The 16,221-nt window shown below is 63.8% G+C and carries 15 protein-coding genes; 5 read left to right on the forward strand and 10 right to left on the reverse strand.

Going from position 1 to position 16,221, the window contains the following annotated elements:
* Window positions 1–31 precede the first annotated feature (31 nt).
* The 8 genes from LB519_RS01600 to LB519_RS01635 form a co-directional block, all read right to left on the reverse strand.
* Window positions 32–1,675, reverse strand: coding sequence for a dihydroxyacetone kinase subunit DhaK (locus LB519_RS01600; protein WP_224618440.1), 1,644 nt, complete (start codon window positions 1,673–1,675; stop codon window positions 32–34).
* Window positions 1,676–1,730: 55 nt separating this feature from the next.
* The gene (locus tag LB519_RS01605; RefSeq protein WP_013528082.1) at window positions 1,731–2,744 is read right to left on the reverse strand and encodes an ABC transporter ATP-binding protein; all 1,014 of its coding nucleotides are present in this window, start codon (window positions 2,742–2,744) and stop codon (window positions 1,731–1,733) included.
* Entirely contained in the window at window positions 2,737–3,849 is a 1,113-nt protein-coding gene (locus tag LB519_RS01610; RefSeq protein WP_027164283.1) for an ABC transporter ATP-binding protein, read from the reverse strand. Before LB519_RS01610 ends, LB519_RS01605 begins: the two co-directional genes overlap by 8 nt.
* A 2-nt stretch (window positions 3,850–3,851) precedes the next feature.
* Window positions 3,852–4,058: a hypothetical protein gene (locus tag LB519_RS01615; protein WP_013528080.1), complete on the reverse strand. Its 207-nt coding sequence runs from the start codon at window positions 4,056–4,058 to the stop codon at window positions 3,852–3,854.
* The gene (locus LB519_RS01620) at window positions 4,055–5,005 is read right to left on the reverse strand and encodes a carbohydrate ABC transporter permease (protein ID WP_013528079.1); all 951 of its coding nucleotides are present in this window, start codon (window positions 5,003–5,005) and stop codon (window positions 4,055–4,057) included. The genes LB519_RS01615 and LB519_RS01620 overlap by 4 nt, the downstream gene beginning before the upstream one ends.
* Window positions 5,002–5,949 (reverse strand): carbohydrate ABC transporter permease, encoded by a 948-nt coding sequence (locus tag LB519_RS01625; protein ID WP_013528078.1) that lies wholly within the window; start codon window positions 5,947–5,949, stop codon window positions 5,002–5,004. Before LB519_RS01625 ends, LB519_RS01620 begins: the two co-directional genes overlap by 4 nt.
* 109 nt (window positions 5,950–6,058) lie before the next feature.
* Window positions 6,059–7,390, reverse strand: coding sequence for an ABC transporter substrate-binding protein (locus LB519_RS01630; RefSeq protein ID WP_027164284.1), 1,332 nt, complete (start codon window positions 7,388–7,390; stop codon window positions 6,059–6,061).
* Between the two features lie 277 nt (window positions 7,391–7,667).
* On the reverse strand, window positions 7,668–8,357 hold the full coding sequence (locus tag LB519_RS01635; protein ID WP_063169898.1) for a PIG-L deacetylase family protein: 690 nt from the start codon (window positions 8,355–8,357) through the stop codon (window positions 7,668–7,670).
* Window positions 8,358–8,385: 28 nt separating this feature from the next.
* On the opposite strand from LB519_RS01635, the gene LB519_RS01640 reads away from it, so the two are divergent.
* The 5 genes from LB519_RS01640 (at window position 8,386) to nhaA (ending at window position 15,064) form a co-directional block, all read left to right on the forward strand.
* Window positions 8,386–9,276: a DMT family transporter gene (locus LB519_RS01640; RefSeq protein ID WP_013528075.1), complete on the forward strand. Its 891-nt coding sequence runs from the start codon at window positions 8,386–8,388 to the stop codon at window positions 9,274–9,276.
* Between the two features lie 47 nt (window positions 9,277–9,323).
* A complete protein-coding gene (hrpB, locus tag LB519_RS01645) occupies window positions 9,324–11,786 on the forward strand; it encodes an ATP-dependent helicase HrpB (RefSeq protein ID WP_127388288.1) in 2,463 nt (820 codons plus the stop codon).
* A gap of 26 nt (window positions 11,787–11,812) precedes the next feature.
* Window positions 11,813–13,144, forward strand: coding sequence for an ActS/PrrB/RegB family redox-sensitive histidine kinase (locus tag LB519_RS01650; protein ID WP_013528073.1), 1,332 nt, complete (start codon window positions 11,813–11,815; stop codon window positions 13,142–13,144).
* Between the two features lie 85 nt (window positions 13,145–13,229).
* A complete protein-coding gene (locus LB519_RS01655) occupies window positions 13,230–13,793 on the forward strand; it encodes an ActR/PrrA/RegA family redox response regulator transcription factor (protein ID WP_013528072.1) in 564 nt (187 codons plus the stop codon).
* A 62-nt stretch (window positions 13,794–13,855) separates the two neighbouring features.
* Window positions 13,856–15,064, forward strand: a complete 1,209-nt coding sequence (gene nhaA / locus LB519_RS01660) for a Na+/H+ antiporter NhaA (RefSeq protein ID WP_063171102.1) — start codon at window positions 13,856–13,858, stop codon at window positions 15,062–15,064.
* A gap of 14 nt (window positions 15,065–15,078) precedes the next feature.
* On the opposite strand, the gene LB519_RS01665 is transcribed toward nhaA, so the two are convergent.
* Window positions 15,079–15,579: an MmcB family DNA repair protein gene (locus LB519_RS01665; protein ID WP_050596417.1), complete on the reverse strand. Its 501-nt coding sequence runs from the start codon at window positions 15,577–15,579 to the stop codon at window positions 15,079–15,081.
* A gap of 91 nt (window positions 15,580–15,670) precedes the next feature.
* Window positions 15,671–15,931, reverse strand: a complete 261-nt coding sequence (locus tag LB519_RS01670; RefSeq protein ID WP_224618442.1) for a hypothetical protein — start codon at window positions 15,929–15,931, stop codon at window positions 15,671–15,673.
* Between the last annotated feature and the right edge of the window lie 290 nt (window positions 15,932–16,221).

Consider the following 16,221-nt stretch of genomic DNA (forward strand, 5'->3'; position numbering starts at 1 on the left):
AAGAACGGTCATTCGACAACTGGAGCATACGTCAGGCCGCTTCATGCAATGCCGCGGCCGCCGCGAAGACTTCGGCCACCGCGTGAGCGCCGGGGTCGACCACACCTCGCAGCTTGCTGCCGACATAGGCCGACCGCCCGGCTTTTGCCTTGTCCATGGCGGCCGTGGCCTCGGCACCATGGCGGGCTGCTGTTGCCGCCTCCTCAAGGCCGTTCGCGTCGAGCGCTTTGAGCGCCGGCTCAAGCGCATCGACCATGGTTCTATCGCCAATTCTGGCGCCGCCGTAAAAGGTCATCCGTTCAAGGCCGGCAAGCAGCGCCTGGGCCAGGCTCGCGCCGCCGCCCAGAGCCTGCGCCGCCGCCGTGAAGAAGATCGACAGCAGCACGCCGCTGGAGCCGCCCATCGACGCGCTCAGAATGTCGCCTATCGCGCCAAGGGTGGCTGCAGGCTCGGCAAGCGGCAGCGTGTCGAGCCGCTCGAGAACACTGCGCGCGCCGGTCGCCACCGTCGAACCGGTGTCGCCGTCGCCTGTTTTGGCGTCCAGTCCGTTCAAAGTCGCTTCGAGCGCGATCAGCCTTTCGCAGATGGTAACGAGAAGAGACCGGGTCCGCGCATCCTGGCTGGGCTTGCGTGCCACGCTTTGTCCGGCCGCTTTCGCCATCGGCACGACGGCAGGTGAAACAACCGGCTTTGCCGGTATCCAGGCATGCGGGCCGACCGGCGCCTGCAAGGCGGTTTCGCGCGCCGCATCCAGCCGGATCAGCGACAGCGAGAAGCCGTTCATGTTGAGCGCCGTCATCAGCGGGCCCGGGCCGATCGTCAGTTTGATGGTTTTAGCCAACGGCGAGGCAAGCACCGCATTGGCGATAACGGACATTTCGAGCGGCGGCACGGAGCCGAGATTGTTGATCAGCAAGGCGTAGGTGGCCTTGGGATCAAGCCGCTTCGCAAGGCGCTCCGCCATGATCGCCACCAGCCTGTCGGCGCTCTGCACCGCAATCCGCTCGACGCCCGGCTCGCCGTGAATGCCAAGGCCGAGTTCGCCATCGTTCTCGCCAAATCTGTCTTCGTGCGGCTGGCCCGGGATCGAGCAGGACGACAGCGACATGCCGAGCGAAACGATGTCCTTGGCCGCCGCCCGCGCCGCTGCCGCGATTTCAGCCAGATCGTGGCCGGCTTCCGACAGGTGGCCTGATATCTTGTGCACGAACAAGGTGCCGGCAACGCCGCGCGGCTGGGTGATGTCGGGCAAAGCGATATCGTCGGCGACAATGACCATCTCGACACGAAACCCTTCGGCGCGCGCCTTCTCTGCCGCCAGGCCGAAATTGAGACGGTCGCCGGTGTAGTTCTTGACGATCAGCAGGCAGCCGGCCGGGCCGGTGACCGCGCGAATGGCGGCCAGCACCGCTTCGACGCTTGGCGAGGCAAAGATCTCGCCCGAAACCGCCGCCGTCAGCATGCCCCTGCCGACGAAGCCGGCATGTGAAGGCTCGTGCCCGGCCCCGCCGCCGGAGACGACACTGACTTTCGTCTTGTCCCAGTCGGCGCGCAGGACGACCTTGATCTCGGGATAGCCGTCGAGGCGCGCGAGTTCGCCGGAGCCAATGGTTCGTAGCAGGCCGTCGAGCGCCTCGGTGACGATCGTTTCCCTGCGGTTGAAAAAGTGCTTCATCGAATTCGTCCCGTACTCGAAAAATCAAAACCGGTGCTGAATCACCGAAAACCGCTCACATCAATCGCTGTCCATCGGCGCCGAAATACAGCGGCGCCCGGTAGCGGATCACCACTTTGTCGCCCTGCGCCAGATCCGTGTCGGGATCGGTCAGCGTCACCAGTTTCTTGGTGCCTACCGTCACATGCAAATGGTTCTGGTCACCGAGATGCTCGACCCAGTCGACAACGCCGTCAGCATGGCCATTCGCGGCCTTCGCGATCGTCAGATGCTCGGTGCGCGCGCCGATCGTCTTGGTGCCGGCCGGTGCGCCGCCGTCAGGCAGCAGCCCGGTCGGCAGAAGATTGATCGCCGGCTGGCCGAGCCTCGCCGCGACATGCAGGTTTGCCGGCTCTGAATAGATGGTGCGCGGCGAGCCGATCTGCACCAGCACGCCCTCGGTGAGGATGCCGATGCGGTCTGCCATCGTCATCGCCTCGATCTGGTCGTGGGTGACGTAGAGCATGGTGGCGCCGAGCTCGGTCTGGATGCGCTTCAGCTCGAGCCGCAGATCCGCCCGCAGCTTGGCGTCGAGCGATGACAGCGGCTCGTCCATCAGGTAGATGGACGGTTTGCGCACCAGCGCGCGGCCGATGGCGACGCGCTGCATTTCGCCGCCCGAAAGCTTGGTCGAGCGGTTGGCGAGCTTGTGATGGATGCGCACCATCTTCGCCACCTCCTCGACCCGGCGGCGGATCTGGTCTTCCGGCATTTTCCGCGCCGGCGAGCGCAGCGGAAAGGCGAGATTGTCGAACACCGACAGATGCGGATAGAGCGAATATTGCTGGAAGACGAAGGCGGTGTCGCGCTCGGCCGGCGACAGCGTCGTGGCATTGTGTCCGCCGATCTCGATCGTGCCGCTGTCCGGCCGTTCCAACCCGGCGATGAGCCGCAGCGTCGTCGTCTTGCCGGCCCCGGTTGGCCCGAGCAGCACGACGAATTCACCATCTGCTATGTGCAGGTCGAGGCCGTCGACGGCGACATGGTCGCCGAAACTCTTGGTCACGTTCTTGATGTGCACCTCAGCCATGCTGGGCCCTCCGTTCCGAGGCGACATCGTGGATCGCGGTTCTCACCGCGCGGCCCGATCCCTTCTCGAACAGCGACAGCCGCGCGCTGCTCAGCGTCAGGCCGACATGGTCGCCGGTGGCGAGCCTGATTTCGGCCGGTACGCGTGCCTTGATGATGCCATCCGCCGTCTCCACCGCTACGATCTGCGTGGTGCCGAGATATTCGGTGCCGTAGATGGCGCCGCGCAATTTTGAGGCGTCGTCGAAGCGGATGTGTTCAGGGCGGATGCCGAGCGCCATGTCGCCAGGTGCGATGTCCTCGCGCACCTCCGGCACCGCGACCTTCGCGCCTTGCACGATGATCTCCCTGGCGCCCTTGGCGAGCCCGCCGCCAAATCCCAAAAAGTTCATCGGTGGCGAGCCGATGAAGTCGGCGACGAACATGGTCGCCGGGCGGTCATAGATTTCGCGCGGGCTTCCGAACTGCTCGATGACGCCATGGTTCATCACCGCGATCTTGTCGGCCATCGACATCGCTTCCATCTGGTCGTGCGTGACATAGACCGTCGTGGCGTGGATGCGGTTGTGCAGTTCGCGCAGCTCGTGGACCATCAAATCGCGGAATTCGGTGTCAAGGGTTCCCAGCGGCTCATCCATCAGGAAGCATTTTGGCCGCCGCACGATGGCGCGGCCGAGCGCGACGCGCTGGCGGTCGCCGCCGGCAAGTCCGGAGACGGATTTGTTGAGCAGATGGTCGATGCGCAGCAGCTTCGCCGTTTCCTCGACCCGCGTGCGGATTTCGGCCGAAGGCATGCCTTGCGCCAGCAGCGGGAAGCCGATGTTCTTGCGCACATTCATGTGCGGGTAGAGCGCGAACAGCTGGAAGACGAAGGCGATGTCGCGCTCGCGGGCCCGCAGCATGGTGACGTCGTCGCCGCCGAGCAGGATCTGGCCGCCGGTCGGCAGCTCAAGCCCCGCGATCATGCGCAAGGTCGTCGTCTTGCCGCAGCCGGACGGGCCGAGCATGACGAAGAACTCGCCATCCTCGACGACGAAGTTGGAATCCTGCACGGCGACGAAATTGCCGAAAGCCTTTCTCAGGTGCTGGACACGGATTTCGGCCATGATTATTCCGGGAACTTGGAGACGATGATGAACATCACGGTGCCGGCGAGCATGGTGATGAAGGAGTAGGTGTAGAGCGACAGCGCGAAGGGCTGGAACAGCATCAGGAAGCCGATGGCGATCAGCGCTGTCGCGATGTTTTCCATCAGCCCGCGCCGTGCCCAGGCCGGCCAGCGCGATTTGCGGTTCCCAGGCTTGGTCAAGCTCATTTGCGCACCGCGCCGAAGGTGATGCCGCGCAGCAATTGCTTGCGAAGCAGGATGGTGAAAACCAGGATCGGCACCAGGAAGATCGTCGTGCCGGCCGCGACCGCCGGCCAGTCCTGGCCGCCTTCGCCGATGATGGTCGGGATGAAGGGCGGCGCGGTCTGCGCCGTGCCGGAGGTCAGGAGCGCTGCGAACGCATACTCGTTCCAGGCGAAGATCAGGCAGAAGATCGCGGTCGCGGCAATGCCGGTGGTGGCTTGTGGTAAAACAGTGCGCCAGAAGGCTTGCAGCCGCGTATAGCCGTCGATCATCGCCGCTTCTTCATATTCGCGCGGGATCTCGTCGATGAAGCCCTTCAGCAGCCAGACAGCCAGCGACACATTGACCGCCGTATAGAGCAGGATCATGCCGAGCGCGGTGTCCGACAGGCCAAGCTCGCGGTACATCAGGTAGATCGGAATGGCGACGGCGATCGGCGGCATGAAGCGGGTCGACAGGATGAAGAACAGGAGGTCGTCGGCGAGCGGCACCTTGAAGCGCGAGAAGCCGTAGGCCGACAGTGTGCCTAAGAACACGGCGCAGAAGGTCGAACCGAAGGCGATGATCAGCGAATTGACGAAGCGCGGCAGGAAATTGGACGGACCGGCGATCACCATGTTGCGCTTGCGCGTGGTCTCGTCGCAGAAGCCTGTTGCCGGGCCCAGCGAGTTGATGTATTCCGGCGTCTGCCGGGTCCGCGTCGTGAACAAATTGCAGTAGCCCTCGAGGCTGGGCTGGAACAGGATCTTGGGCGGATACGCGATTGAATCCGGCGGCGTCTTGAAGCTGGTGGCGAAGATCCACAGCAGCGGCACGATCGAGATCAGTGCGTAAAGCACGATGATCGTGCCGGCGATCCGTTTCGAGTTGCTGCTCGGTGCGACGACCGAATGGGCTGTGGTCAGGCTCATCTCTGCTTCACCTTGTTGAGCGCCTTGACGTAGATGTTGGCCAGGCCGAACACCGCCACGAAAAGGATGATGGCGAAGGCCGAGGAATAACCGGTGCGCCAGCTTTCGAAAGCCTGCCGCTTCAGCGTTATCGAGGCGACCTCGGTCGTCGAGCCCGGCCCGCCGCCGGTCAACAGATTGACCATGTCGAACATCTTGAAGTTCTCGATGCCGCGAAACAGCACAGCCAGCATGATGAAGGGCAGCGCCATCGGCAGCGTGATCGACCAGAACTGCCGCCAGTTGGAGGCGCGGTCGACCTCGGCCGCCTCGTAGATGTATTCGGGGATGGAGCGGAGGCCCGCGAGGCAGATCAGCATCACGTAGGGCGTCCACATCCAGGTATCGACGATGATGATCGACCAGGGCGCCAGCGACACGTTGGAGAGCATCTGGATATCGGTCGGCGGGATCCTCGTGACAAAGGAGATCGCATAGGCGAACAGGCCGATCTGCGGCTCGTAGAGGAAGCGCCAGAAATTGCCGACCACCGCCGGCGACAGCATCATCGGCACCAGGATCAGCGTCGTCCAGAAAGCGTGGCCGCGGAACTTCCTGTCGATCAGCCAGGCCAGCGTGAAGCCGATCAGCGTCTGCAAAAGGATCGTCCAGAACACGAAATGCGCGGTCGTCTGCATGGCGATCCAGATGTCCTTGTCGCCGAGGATGCGCTGGTAGTTGGCAAGGCCGAGATTTTTCACCACCTCGTTCGGGCGGTTGGCCCGGTAGTTGGTGAACGACAGATAGATCGCCCAGAACAGCGGGAAGATGTTGATGGCCAGCAGCAACAGGATCGTCGGCGAGATGAACAGCCAGGCGAGGCCCTTGTCGCTGATGCCCCGGACCTTGCGGGCCAACGGTTCCGGGGTCGCCCGGGCAACGTTCTCCGCGGTCCGATTGAGCATGGTGAGTCCTGCTTCGGTCACTTGGTCGTCTCTGTCATGGAATTTATCTGAACTGCATCCCGTGCCAAGGGGCGGCACGGGATGCTTGGCTTAGCTCGGGAGGAGCTGGTTACATCTTGCCATCGTCCTGGAAGACCTGGGTCCAGTCCTTGACCAGGCCGTCGAGCGCATCCTTGGCCGAACCCTGGCCGGCGACGACATAGTCGTGGAAGCGCTTCTGCGAGGCCTGCAGCAGCGGGGCGTAGCTCGGCTCGGCCCAGAAGTCCTTCACGATTGCCATCGAGTCGAGGAAGGTCTGCGCATAGGGCTGGCTGGCCGGGAACTTCGGATCCTTGACCACCGCGTTGAGGCACGAATAGCCACCGAGCGACCACCATTTGGCCTGCACGTCCTTGTTGGCGAACCACTTGATGTATTTCAGCGCCGCCTCCTGCTTGTCGGAATAGGACACCACGGAGATACCCTGGCCGCCGAGCTGGGCGAACTGCTCGCCGTCGGGACCCTTCGGGTTGACGAAGTAACCGATCTTGTCGCCGCCTACATTCTCGTCCTTCTGCAGGCCCGGCCATGTGAAGGCGAAGTTCATGTGCATCGCCACCTGGCCGGATTTGAAGGCATCGACGCCTTCGCCCATGTAGCTGTTCGAGGCACCGGGCGGCGTGCAGCAATCATAGAGCGCCTTGTAGAATTCCAGCCCCTTCACCGACTTGTCGGAGTTGACGAAGCCTTCCATCTCGTAGGGCTTCTTGGGGTTTTCGTATTGGAAGCCATAGCTGTAGAGCACGTCCATGGCGCCCATGGTAATGCCTTCGGAGCCGCGCTCGGTGTAGATCGAGGCGCCATAGACGGTCTTGCCGTCGATCTCGCGCTTCTGGAAGAACTCGGCGACCTGCTTCAGCTGGTCGAAAGTGGTTGGCGGGCCGAGGTCCCAACCGTACTTTTCCTTGAATTCCTTCTGCAGCTCCGGCTTGGAGAACCAGTCCTTGCGGTAGGTCCAGCCGACGACGTCGCCCATGGCCGGCAGCGCCCAGTAGTTCGGCGTGTTCTTCGGCCATTCCGAATAGCCGACGACGGTTGCCGGCACGAAATCGTCCATGCTGATCTTCTCCTTGTCGAAGAAGTCGTTCAGCTTGACGTAATGGCCGTTCTCGGCAGCGCCGCCGATCCACTGGCTGTCGCCGATGATCAGGTCGCACAATTTGCCGTGCGAGTTCAGTTCGTTGAGAAAACGATCGGCATAGTTGGTCCACGGCACGAACTCGAATTTCATGCCGATACCGGTTTCCTTGGTAAAATCCTTGGACAGTTCGACAAGCGCGTTGGCCGGGTCCCAGGCGGCCCAGCACAGGGTCAGGTCTTCAGCGTGCGCGACGTTCGCGACGGCTGTCGACGCTGTGATTGCCGAGGTCAGTCCCAACGCCAGTTTCAAGCTCGATTTCATGACTTCCTCCCATTTGCGAAACGCGCCCAGATGACGGTTTCAAAAAGCCCTCAACCCCTCTCCTCAGGGGCCCAAACATGGCTGCGCGGTTACACTGCAGATGTTTAGTAATTTGTTTAGTGATGCAATTTTTACTAAACAAGGCAAGCGAATTCGTTGCTGCGCCGCAGCATGCTTATGGCGATGTCTGAAAACGTTGGGAAAAGCGCGGGTCGCTGGCTGGTTTACCGAAGCTGTTCAGGCCGATTCTGACCGGGACGTGGGGCAGCCTCGGCCTTCAATCTACCCTTCTGGTGCTCACCATCACCTTGCGGATCGCCGGCGCCGGCGGCAGCAGCGCGCGGATATCGGCGAACGGGAACGACGGTTCGAAACGGAAGGCTTCGGCCGATGAGCCTTGCGCGCCGTTGCACTGGCCGGCGCGAAAGGCGTTCTGTGTCCGCGCAATGTCGACGAAGCGGTCGGGATCCTGCGATTGATGCATGCGGATCGCCTCGGCCTTGACGTCGGCATGGGCGGAAATGTCGACATAGTGCGTCGGCGAAAAACCGGTGCCGCCCATCGTGTCGGCATGCAGCACTGGGACGGCGAAAGACGCCGCGATACGAACGCCGTCCGACAGCGCGCGATGGTCTGCATGATAATCGTTGGGCGCATGCGTGATCACCAGATCCGGGCCGATTTGACCGATCAGTGCTTTCAGAGCTCCAATCAGCGCTGCATCGGCCACCAGCTCGCCGTCCGGGAAGTCGAGGAAGCGTGGCACTGCGCCTACCAGCGCGGCCGCGGCCGTTGCTTCGTCGCGACGGACACGAGCGAGAACAGCGGGATCACTTGTGCCGCCCCTGGCACCATCCGTGGCCATGGCAAAAGTGAGTTCTGCGCCTTGCGCGGCATAGGCGGCCATCGTACCGAACATGAAGATCTCGATGTCGTCCGGATGCGCACCGAGCGCCAGGATTTTCAAACCACTCTCTCCCCGGAATTGGAACAACGTGACGAACGGAATCCTGCTCGCCCTGATCGCCTACGCAAGCTATTCGGGTAGCGATGCCGTTGTCAAAAGCCTGGGCGGTCAGCTCACGATCTTCGAGATCGGCTTTTTCATAACCTTGTTCGCGGGCTTCTTCCTGTTCTTCACGCGGCCCGCGGGCGAACGCTGGCGCGATTTCTGGCGCACCAGAAGGCCATGGGCGGTGCAGGCGCGTGCCTGGGCGGGCATCGCTTCCGGCGTGCTCAGCGTCTACGCCTTCACCACCATTCCGCTGGCCGAGTCCTATGCGCTGATCTTCCTGGCGCCGCTCTGCGTCACCATCCTCTCCACGGTGATCCTCAAGGAGAAGGTCGGCCCCTGGCGCTGGCTGGCGGTGGTCGCCGGTTTCGCCGGTGTCATGCTGGTGGTGCGGCCGGGCTTTCGCGAGCTCAATCTCGGCCACCTTGCCGCCTTCGGTGTTGCCTTCCTCGCCGCCACCAGCGTGATCCTGATGCGCTCGCTGGCGCAGCAGGAAAAGCGCACCACCATGCTCGGCGTGCTGGTCGGCTACGGCCTGCTGTTCAACGGCATCGGTGCCGCCGCCACCTCGTTCACCGTTCCCGACGGCAAGCAGTTGCTGTGGTTGGTGGCGGCCGGTGCCTTCACAGCAGGTGGACAATTCCTTCAACTGCTGGCCATGAAATACGCGCCTGCCAACCGGGTCGCGCCGACGCATTATTCGCAGATCGCCTGGGCGGTGATCCTCGGCGCGTTGTTTTTCCAGGAATATCCGGACGGGCTGTCGCTGGTTGGCCTGGCGGTCGTTGGCGGCGCCGGCCTGTTGACCATGGTGCGTGAGGAAGCGCGGCTGGGGACCGTGCGCTGGAACCCGTTTTCGCGTACCCGGCTTTGAACCGACTCTGGTTGCGCCGTGGCCGTAACCGCTGATATGCGGGCGCCATGACCACAAAACCCCTGCCGGAGCTTCCTGTGTCCGTCGTGCTGCCGGCGCTGAGGGAAGCGCTTGGCGATGGCAATAGCGCCGTGCTGGTGGCGCCGCCCGGCGCTGGCAAGACCACGCTGGTGCCGCTGGCGCTGCTTGACGCGCCTTGGCTCGGCGCCGGCAAGATCATCCTGCTTGAACCGCGCCGCCTCGCCGCTCGCGCCGCCGCTCGCCGGATGGCTGAGTTGCTTGGTGAGGAACCCGGCGCCACCGTCGGCTACGCCATGCGCATGGAAAACCGCATTTCGGCAAAGACCAGGATCGTGGTCGTCACCGAAGGCGTGCTGGCGCGCATGATCCTCGACGATCCCGAACTGCCCGGTGTTTCGGCTGTCATTTTCGACGAATTCCACGAGCGTTCGCTCGACGGCGATTTCGGTCTCGCTCTGGCGCTCGACGTGCAGGGGGCGCTCAGGCCGGATCTGCGCTTGGCTGTGATGTCGGCGACGCTCGACGGCGCGCGCGTCGCCAAACTCATGTCGGGCGCGCCGGTCGTCGAAAGCGAGGGTCGCGCCTTTCCCGTCGATATCCGTTATGACGAACGGCCGGCCGGCATCGCCATCGAGGACGCGATGGCCAAGGCAATCCGCGCCGCCCTTGCCGACGAGAGCGGCAGCGTCCTTGCCTTCCTGCCCGGCCAGCGCGAGATCGAGCGCACCGCCGAACGGCTGGCCGGCAAGGTCGGCACCGATACCGACATCGTCCCGCTCTACGGCATGCTGGACGGCAAGGCGCAGGACGCGGCGATCAAGCCGGCAACATCGGGCCGCCGCAAGGTGGTGCTGGCCACCTCGATAGCCGAAACCTCGATCACCATCGACGGCGTGCGCGTCGTCATCGATTCCGGCCTGTCGCGGCTGCCGCGCTATGAGCCGGCCAGTGGCTTGACCCGACTGGAGACCGTGCGTGTCAGCAAGGCTTCCGCCGACCAGCGCGCCGGCCGTGCCGGGCGCACGCAGCCAGGCGTCGCCATCCGGCTGTGGCGGGCCGAGCAAACGGCTGCACTTCCCGCTTTCACGCCGCCGGAAATCCTTGAGGCCGATCTGTCCGGACTGCTGCTCGATTGTGCTGCCTTCGGCGTTGCCGATCCGTCAGCGCTTGCTTTTCTCGATCCGCCGCCTGTTCCGGCCCTCAATGAGGCAAGGGGGCTACTGCGCGCGCTGGATGCCATCGACCACACGGGGCGCCTGACGGAGGCGGGTGCAGCGATGCGCAAGCTCGCTCTGCCGGTGCGGTTGGCGCATATGGTTGCCGAGGCATCCCGGAGCGGCCATGCCTTCGAGGCGGCAATGTTCGCCGTGCTCCTCACCGAACGCGGCCTCGGTGGCGACGGCGCCGATCTGGAGCGGCGGCTGATGCGTTTTCGCGGGGAAAGATCTCCGCGCGCTACCGCCGCCAAGCAACTCGCCGAAAGGCTGGCAAGGCAGGCTGGCGGGGCGAAGGGCAGCGAAGCTGCGGCGGGCGGTCCCCTGCTCGTCCACGCCTGGCCGGATCGGGTGGCGAAGGCGCGTGGCGAGCGTGGCCGTTTCGTGCTGGCCAACGGCTCCGGCGCTATGCTCGACGCCGCCGATCCGCTGGCGGGCGAGCCGTTTCTGGTCGTCGCCGACCTGCAGGGCAAGGCACAGAATGCGCGCATCACGGCGGCAGCGGCGATCGGCGAGGACGATGTCCGTGTCGCGTTGGCGGACAGGATCGAGGCGCGCCGTGAAACGAGCTTCGATCGGGACAAGCGCGCCGTGCGTGTACGTGAAACCGTGCGCCTTGGCGCCATCACGCTCGCCGAGCGCATGCTGCCGCCGCCAACGGGGGCCGACGCCGACCGCGCCGTCCTCGATGCCGTGCGCCAGCACGGGCTGTCGCTGCTGACCTGGAGCAAGGAGGCGCAAACGCTGCGCCAGCGGCTTGGCTGGCTGCATCGCGGCCTGGGCGCGCCATGGCCCGATATGGCGGATGACGCCCTCGTCGAGCGCCTCGACGACTGGCTGCTGCCTTACCTCGCCGGCGCGGCATCGTTTGCCGCCATCGATGCAGGTGTTGTCTCGGCCGGACTGGCCAGCCTCGTGCCGCATGATCTGCAGCGCAGGATCGATACGCTGGCGCCAACCCATTTCGACGCTCCGTCCGGCAGCCATGTGCCTATCCGCTATGACAGCGAATGGCCGGTGCTGGCGGTTCGCGTGCAGGAACTGTTCGGGCTCGACCGGCATCCCGCCATCGCCAATGGCACTGTGCCGCTGACGCTCGAACTCCTGTCGCCGGCGCACCGGCCGATCCAGACGACGCGCGACCTGCCCGGCTTCTGGCGCGGCTCCTGGGCCGACGTACGCGCCGACATGCGCGGCCGCTATCCCAAGCATGTCTGGCCGGAAAACCCGCTGCTCGCCGCCGCCACCGCCAGGGCCAAGCCGCGCGGGACCTAGCCTTTGGAGCTTCGCGGCTGTAATTCATGGCCATGATCAACGTTTTGCGTTCGCCCGATTTCCAGCAGAGCCAGAGACTGCGCCTCAACACGCTAATCCGGTTGCGATGGCTTGCCATTGTCGGTCAGAGCCTGGCGGTGCTCGTCGTCGCCTATGGGCTGAAGTTTCCGCTGCCGGTCAGCCTCTGCTTTGCCCTGATCGCCTGTTCGGCCTGGATGAACCTGTTTCTCGCCTTTCGCTTTCCGGCGGCGCACCGGCTCACGCCGCTTGCGGCCTTCGGCATCCTCATCTTCGACAGCCTGCAGCTTGCCGGCCTGCTCTACATGACCGGCGGCCTCACCAATCCGTTCTCGCTGCTGATGACCGTGCCTGTCGTCATTTCGGCGACATCGCTGCCCCTGCGCCTGACTGCCATCCTCGGCGGGCTGGTCATGTCGGCGGCGACCTTTCTGGTCTTTGTCCATCTGCCGCTGCCCTGGCATGAGGATGCGCCGCTGGCCATGCCTTTTCTCTATGTCGCCGGCATGTGGATGGCGGTGCTGTCCTCGATCGCCTTCACCGCCATATATGCCTTCCGGGTGGCCGCCGAAGCCCGGCTTCTGGCCAATGCGCTCGCCGCAACAGAGCTGGTGCTGCAGCGCGAGCAGCACCTTTCGGCGCTCGACGGGCTGGCCGCCGCGGCCGCGCACGAGCTCGGCACGCCGCTCGCCACCATCGCGCTTGTCGCCAAGGAGATGGAAAAGGCGCTCGGCAAGGATCCGAAATACGGGGAAGACGTGACGCTGTTGCGTTCGCAGAGCGAGCGTTGCCGCGAGATTCTCAAGCGGCTGACCAGCCTGTCCTCGGAGGGTGAGGCGCATCTTTCGCGGCTGCCATTGACATCGCTGGTCGAGGAGGTCACCGCGCCGCACCGGGACTTCGGCATCTCGATCAAGCTTCGGCCCGGCGAACGCATCGGCCCCGAGCCGGTCGGGCAGCGCAATCCGGGCGTCATCTACGGCCTCGGCAACCTGGTCGAGAACGCGGTCGATTTCGCTCGCAAAAGCGTCACCGTGCGCTGGAGCTGGGACGAGGCCACCGTCACCTTCTCGATCGTCGATGACGGCCCCGGTTTTCCGGCCGAGATCATCGACCGCATCGGCGAGCCCTATATGTCGACGCGCCAGGGCAATGAAACCGGCGGTGGTCTGGGCCTCGGCCTGTTCATCGCCAAGACCTTGCTCGAACGCTCTGGTGCCGTGCTCGATTTCCGCAATTCGAGTGGCCTGGGCGAGGGCGCCATGGTCCAGATATCGTGGCCGCGTGGTGTGTTCCTCAATCCGGAAATCACTTCGGCCAGCATGTTCGACACTGCCTGAGAGCCTTGAAGGACCTCTAAAAATTGGACAAGGAGGCTCAGGAACTATATTTGCGTAAAATTAAGGCAGCAGGAATTTTGAGACTATGACAGGCGACGAGAATATTGGCGCAATGGTTGAAGGCGAGGACACCTCGCTGCTTGTCGTCGATGACGACAAGCCGTTCCTCACGCGTCTGGCCCGCGCCATGGAAGCCAGGGGCTTCGTGGTCGAGACGGCCGAGAGCGTCGAGGAGGCGGTTGCCAAGGCGCGCGCCAATCCACCCGCCTACGCCGTGGTCGACATGCGGCTCGGCGACGGCAACGGCCTCGACGTGGTCGCGGCCATCCGCGAAAAGCGCGAGGATTCCCGCACCATCATCCTGACCGGCTATGGCAACATCGCCACCGCGGTGACCGCGGTGAAGCTCGGTGCGGTCGATTATCTCTCCAAGCCCGCCGACGCCGATGATATCTTCGCCGCACTCACCCGCACCGCCGGCGAGCGCGCGGCGCCGCCGGAAAACCCGATGTCGGCCGACCGCGTCCGATGGGAGCATATCCAGCGCGTCTATGAGATGTGCGAGCGCAACGTCTCCGAGACAGCGCGCCGGCTCAACATGCACCGTCGCACCTTGCAGCGCATACTGGCAAAGCGCGCGCCGCGTTAAGGCCACCGTTTGCCATCTTGCCGATTGAAACCCGCCGAAACAGGCGGCATGACGGAGGCGACATGCAGGATCTGAAGCAGCGGCCGATTTCCGTCTTCCGCGAATTTCTCGATAGCGAAGCGGCCGGCGGCATCATCCTGATGGCGGCGGCGGCACTTGCGTTGATCGTCGCCAACTCGCCGCTCGCCGAAACCTATTTCTCCGTGCTCCACGCCTATCTCGGCCCGCTCAGCGTCTCGCACTGGGTCAATGACGGGCTGATGGCGGTGTTCTTCCTGCTCGTCGGGCTGGAGATCAAGCGCGAGATGCTGGACGGCCAGCTCTCCACCTGGCCTCGGCGCGTGCTGCCCGGCATCGCCGCCGCCGGCGGCATGCTGGTTCCGGCACTCGTCTATGTCGCCGTCAACCGCAACAATGCGGCCGCCCTGTCCGGCTGGGCGATCCCGACCGCCACCGACATAGCTTTTGCGCTCGGCGTGCTGTCGCTGCTCGGCAGCCGCGTGCCGGCTTCGCTGAAGGTGTTCCTCACAGCATTGGCCATCATCGACGACCTCGGTGCCGTCATCATCATCGCCATCTTCTACACCAGCGGCCTGTCGCTGGCTTATCTGGGTGCCGCCTTCGCAATCATTGCCGCGCTTGTCGTGCTCAACCGCATGCGGGTGATGACGCTTGTGCCCTATCTCGTTCTGGGCGTCGTCCTGTGGGTTCTGGTGCTGAAATCTGGCGTCCATGCAACGCTTGCCGGCGTGGCGCTGGCGCTGACCATCCCGCTTGAGCGCTCCGCCGGGATCGGTCACGATCTGGACCGTTCGCCGCTGCACCGGCTCGAGCACGGCCTGCACAAGATTGTGGCTTTCGTCGTCATCCCGATCTTCGGCTTTGCCAATGCCGGCGTTTCGCTCGCCGGCCTGAGCTTTGGCGCGCTGATCGAGCCGTTGACGCTGGGTGTCGCCGCCGGCCTGGTTGTCGGCAAGCTGGTCGGCGTGTTCGGCTCCTCGGCACTTGCCATCAGGCTCGGTCTTGCCGACCTGCCCGCCAATGCCGGCTGGACGCACATGATCGGCATATCGCTGCTGTGCGGCATCGGCTTCACCATGAGCCTGTTCATCGGCCTGCTCGCCTTCGCCGGCGACGTGGCGCTGCAGGACGCGGTCAAGGTCGGCATCCTCGCCGGCTCCTTCATCGCCGCCATCCTGGGCGCTGCCGTGCTGCTCATGGCGTCCGCTAGGGGTGGCGTGGAGGACGGCGAAGAGGAGAGCCGGTCATAGAGTGAAGGACGCCGCTACTCGCTCTCACCCTCCAGCGCCGGCACCGACACGCCGGCAAGCTCCGCCGCCAGCAGCCGCGAAGCGCCGGCCCGCGCGATCCGCAGCATCAGCGCCTTGCGCGTTGCCGCTGCCATGCGGTGCTCGGGCGCATCGCGCAGGATCTCGGCGCCATAGCCGTCGGAAAGGATGAAGCCGCATTCGTGCGGGAAGATCTCCGAGGGTACGCCGGGATGGGTGGCGAAGAAGAAGCGGTCGGAATGCAGCCGGTAGTCGGGCCATTTGCGGTCGACCCTGAAATCCTCGATCGAGGATTTGATCTCGATGATCCAGATATCGCCCTGCCGGGTCAGCGCGACGAGGTCGGCACGGCGGCCGGTGGCCAGCGACAGTTCGGGCAACACATGCGCGCCCATATCCATGAGCAGCCGCTGCACACCGCGCCGCACCAGCATGGCGCGTTCGGACTGGCGACCGTCGATGAGAGGGTTGATTGGGATGGGCGAGATGATCGGCATGCCAGGCACCATGCCAGATTCTGTTCACGGTTTGAACCTGTTTTATGCAGGCGATTGTATATTCGATATACCCGGATATACCCAAAAGAAGTCAGCAATTGATCCTTGAAAGATTGAGCTTGTGGTGCACACCATCGTTCTCATGGGGACGGGCGGCACAAAATTGAACAGCACTGATGGTGAACAACTGTGGGCCTTTGACCTTGATGCTCTGCGCAAGGCTTTCAGAAAGTCCGTTCAGGAGCATAAAGTCACCACGGCTGATTGGGCGGAGCACGCCAAGCAGTTCCTGGAAAAACAAAGAGATCGTCAGCGCAAATCGACTTGATATGCTGCGCCGGTCAATTTCCATTTGGTAACTTTAAGATAGCAGCGAAAAAGTCTTTGCGCGTCACCAACCAAAGTCAGATGCAACCGCTTTAGTTCCGCGAATGCCGAATGGCATAAGCAGGGAGACGTCACTTCGACACTTTCGTGAAGTGCGCACCCCATCTGCGGGTGATGCATGGCTTTATGTAAATTAGCTAAAGCGAATATAAGAGAAAAGTGATATTTTGGAAGCAGCCGGGGCTCCCCCAATACACCCCGCTCCGGTCAGGCCCGGTGGCGGTCCACCCAAAGGAAGGCTACCGGGCCGATCCC

Source organism: Mesorhizobium sp. AD1-1 (assembly GCF_020164655.1).
GTDB lineage: Bacteria > Pseudomonadota > Alphaproteobacteria > Rhizobiales > Rhizobiaceae > Mesorhizobium > Mesorhizobium ciceri.